Annotated in this window: 1 protein-coding gene; it reads right to left on the bottom strand. The window is 51.5% G+C overall.

What is annotated here, in order from left to right:
- Window positions 1–80: 80 nt before the first annotated feature.
- Complete coding sequence (locus ACJ2PR_RS35140; RefSeq protein WP_446880531.1) at window positions 81–4,370, bottom strand: PAS domain-containing protein; 4,290 nt, start codon at window positions 4,368–4,370, stop codon at window positions 81–83.
- Between the last annotated feature and the right edge of the window lie 168 nt (window positions 4,371–4,538).

Below are 4,538 nucleotides of genomic sequence, written 5' to 3'. Positions count from 1 at the left end.
GGGGCGAAAAGATGGACACTTCCCACAGATTCATCCCTCCAATCAGCAACGCCTGCTGGAGAAGCCGATCCTCGCCATTTTTATTTAATGCCTCTAACTAAATTGATAATGGCATTAACTAAGTCTTCTGGCTCGACAGGCTTGGTGAGATGTTGTTGAAACCCGGCTTGCAGCGATCGTTCCTCATAAGTGATGCTTGCGTAGGCAGTGAGAGCGATCGCCGGAATTTGTCCCTCTGGTCGGGTTCTCATCTGCTGCACTAACTCGTAGCCATTGCCCCCTGGCATCGCAATGTCGCTCACCAAAATGTCGGGTCTGAATTTAGACAAGCACTCTAGCGCTGAAACCCCCGATGTTGCAGACTGTACTTCGGCTCCAGACTCTTCTAAAACAAAAGTAATTAAATCCAGCATGTCTGGCTCATCATCGACGATGAGAATGCGAACCCCCGCCAATGAAGTGTCAGCAGGTCGATCGTTTGGCGATTTCTGTGCTGAGTCTTCAAGCTTTGGAAGCTGTACCGTAAACGTCGATCCCTGTCCGATACCGGGACTTTCTACGGTGATGGTTCCTGAATGGAGATCGACCAGGTGTTTGACGATCGCCAATCCCAGCCCCAATCCATCTTTTGACCCTGCATTTTGCTGACCCTGCTGAAATCGCTCAAAGATCAACGGCAAAAACTCAGGCGCAATCCCCTTTCCGGTGTCGTGAATGCGAATCTGTACGCGAGACTCAACTTGCTCTAAGCCAACGGTGACTCGTCCCGCGTGGGGCGTAAATTTGATCGCGTTAGTTAACAGGTTGACGATGATTTGCTGAAGCCGATTTTCGTCACCAGAGACTTGAGCCGTGGGCACTTTTTGGAGTTTTAGCTCGATCGCTTTGGCGGCGGCTGACGGACGCACAATATCGATCGCGGCCTCCATGACTTCGGCGAGATCTACAGGAGCCAAATTGATCTGCAACGTGCCCCTGACCATGCGGGAGATGTCGAGCAAATCTTCGATCAGACGGATCTGCGTTTGGGTGTTGCGTGAGATGGTTTCCAGAGCCTTTGTGGTGGTTGCTGGATCAAAGGTGCGAGTTTGCAACAGGTTGGCCCAGCCCATAATCGAGTTGAGGGGCGATCGCAGTTCGTGAGCGATCATCGCGACAAATTCATCTTTACTGCGGTTGGCGGCTTCGGCTTCTTCGCGGGCGGTTTGGGCATCGGTGAGCAAGCGATCGCGGTCTGCTTCGATCCGAATGCGATCGCTAATGTCGGTAGAAATTCCGCAAATAGCATAGGTCACGCCTGCTTGATCCAACAGCGGAAACTTGACAGCCACATAGGTATGAATGCCATCGTCTAGCGGAACTTTTTCTTCTAAAGTCAAAGCCGTCCCCGACTCTAGAACTTGTTGATCATTGAGCCGCAACGCATCTGCAACTTCTTGAGAAAACAGGTCATAGTCAGTTTTGCCGCAGGCCCACTCGTTTGTAACGTGAAACAGTCGCTCACACTCGTGATTTATCAGCAAGTAACGCCCCTGCAAATCTTTGATAAAAATGGCAGCATTAGAGTTGTCAATCAGGGCTTGCAGGCGTTGTTCACTTTCTCTTAGTGCGGCTTCTACTTGTTTGCGATCGGTGACATCTCGACAGGTAATCACCCCGCCTGTGATGTTTTGATTTGCGTCTACTACCGGAAACCCACTGATACTAATCCAGCGCCCTTCTAAAGTGGGATCACGACGGACAAACACTTCGACATCTGTGGCATGTTCTCCTTGCATCGCCCGATATAAGGGAAGCTGTCGATCGGGAAAAAGGGTTTGTTGATCGGGTAAAAAGAGTCCGTAGGTGCGTGACCATTCATCGGACGATCGCTCATTGGTGAGTCGCCCAAAAATCCGTTCGGCTGCCTGGTTAAACAACACAAACTCGCCGCGGGGATTGGCCAAAATCAAGCCGTCTCCGATGCTTTCAATGATCAGTTGTAGCAGGTTAGTTTGTTCTTGCAGCGCGGCTTCGGCTTGCCTGCGTTCGGCTTCAAGCTGTACCCTTTCGCTGATGTCGCTCCAATAGACAGCAACGCCTTCGGGTGAAGGATAGGCGCTGACTTCGATGTGCAGACCCAATGAGGGCGCAAACCCGTCGAATTTGACCGGAATCTGCTCCGCAAACGCACGATGAAGCTCTCGATAAGTCGGCGAATTAGTTTCTACCTCGGCGGGAAATAGCTCCCAAATCGATCGCCCCAGCAGATCGGCTCTTGGTCGTCCTAAAAATTGCTCGGCGGCGTGATTGACATAGGTGTAGCACCAGTCAGAATCCAGGGCGATGAAGGCATCCGTAATGCTTTCTAAAATGCTACTGATCCGTTGATTTGCGGCTTGTAGGGCGAGTTCGGCTTGTTTGCGATCGGTGATCACTTCTGAGAAGATAATAATGCCGCCAATTTCATTGGTATCTGTCCGCCACGGGTGAATTTCCCAGCGCACCCAGTCTACTGATCCATCCGCACGAGGAAACGCATCTTCTTCACAGGTTTCGACCGCTCCCGCGAGACAGCGCTGATGAATGGCTTTCCAGCGATCGGGCAATTCAGGAAAAACCTCGTAGTGCGATCGTCCGATCAGATCTTGACCTGTTAATCCATAGCTCGTAAGCCAACGATCGCTGACCACGATGTAATGCATCTCGCGATCGAACATGGCCACCCCAGCAGGGGCGTGTTTCACAAATAGCCGCAGTTGTGTTTCTTGTTGCCGTAGGTGATCTTCTGACTGTTGCCGTTCCGATTCTCGACGTTTTGCGTCTGTGATATCCATAAAGGCTGCCACACATCCGCGCACGGCTCCCTGTTCATCAAACAAAGGCACCGCATTCACCCACCAGTCAAAGGTTGCTCCGTCCGATCGCACTAGTTGAATCTCAACATCTTGCACGGCTTTTCCTTGAGCGGTTGCCTGCTGCATCGGCAAGTCTTGGGGGGGAATTTCTTCACGATTGCGGAGTTGTCTAAAGGGCAGCGTTTCGGCTTGTTCTCCACTGGCAGAGACGTTGGCATCCGAGGGCACCGAGAGCATCGATTGAGCAAACTGATTGGCGCGAATCACTTTACAGGTTGGGTCGTCTGCGATCGTAATGCCCACCGGAACCGCATCCAGAATCGTTTGCAGTTCATCAACTCGTCGGTTGAGTTCTCGGTTGAGTCGTTGAATTTCTATCTCTGAAGCCTTGCGATCGGTAATATCCCGAAAGTAAGCTCCCAAGCCGTCTGTGTGAGGATAAGCATGAACTTCAAACCAGTTGCTAGTTGGCTCATAACAAACTTCAAGCGTCACCGCAACCTGCTCACTGACTGCTCGTTGATATTCCTGCTCAATCGCTTGACCCACTAGCGAAGGAAAAACTTCCCAATGCGATTTGCCCAGAAATGCTTCCGGTTCTAGACCCGCCAGTTGCAAAATTACTTGCGCGGCGGCTCGATTTGCATAGGTAATTCGCCAGCCGCGATCGAGGGTCACATACGCATCGGTCATACTTTCCCAAATGGTTGTGATCCGTTGGTTGGTTTCCCGCAGCGCTAATTCGGCTTGTTTGCGTTCCGTGACATCTCGCCAAGAAGCGACAAAGCCATCTCCTAATTTGCTAACGTGCAGATCGTAGGCTCTTGTCAAAAGCTGTGCTCCAAACAGGTCGGAGTAGATCAAGTCCTCTCGAATCAGGGGGTCTCCGGTCTCGACGACTCGGCAATATGCCTCAAACAGCCCCACGTCACGATGAGAAGGAAAGGCTTCACACAGCGCTCTACCGATGTCAGCGATCGTCATTCGATTGCTCTCCAGGGCGGCTGTATTTAAGTAATCAATCCGAAAATCAACAATCTGTCCCGACTCGTCTCGAACCGATGAGTAGATGCCAAAGCAGTCCAGCATATTCTCGATCGACACCCGAAAGCGATCTTGGCTTTGCTGAAGTTGGTGTTTCAATCCAGCGTTTTCGATCGCGCTGCGGATAGTTAGCTGCAACAGTTCGGGGGTGAGGCGGCGTTTGGTCAAATAATCTTCTGCGCCCAGTTTTATCGCTCGGACTGCGAGGCTTTCGTCACCTTCTCCTGACACCATGACGACGGGGGGATGATCGCTGCTTTGAGCATTGAGCGCCTCCAAAAACGCCAACCCACTCTGATCGGGCAGCGAATAATCGAGCAAAATGGCATCGATCGCCTGGGTTCGGCAGAGTTCTAAGCCTGCGATCGCGTTCTCTGCTTCCAAAAAGCGATAGACGCAGCTTGAATCTGCGAGCAGACAGCGCCGATATTGCGCTCGGGCTGGGGCAACGTCATCAACAAGCAAGAGGGTATGAACTGGCAGAGTCATAAAAACCTGATGAGCAGTGGGGCTAGGTTGGTGTGATTTTGAGTAGATGTGGTTTTGAGTAGATGCTTAAGTCAATACACCTCCTGCATGAATAGAATTTTGATGTCACCTGCTCTTAGGTCTTGCTCCGTTTGGGTCGGCTTGTGCCCCCTAAATCCCCCATTCTGG

The organism is Phormidesmis sp. 146-33, assembly GCF_052939515.1.
Note: the sequence above shows the minus strand (reverse complement) of the source record. Positions and strands in the feature narration are given on the sequence as shown.

Excerpts from the sequence above, each read along its gene's own strand:
- ACJ2PR_RS35140 (WP_446880531.1), bottom strand. The coding sequence starts at position 4,370 with ATGACTCTGCCAGTTCATACCCTCTTGCTTGTTGATGACGTTGCCCCA.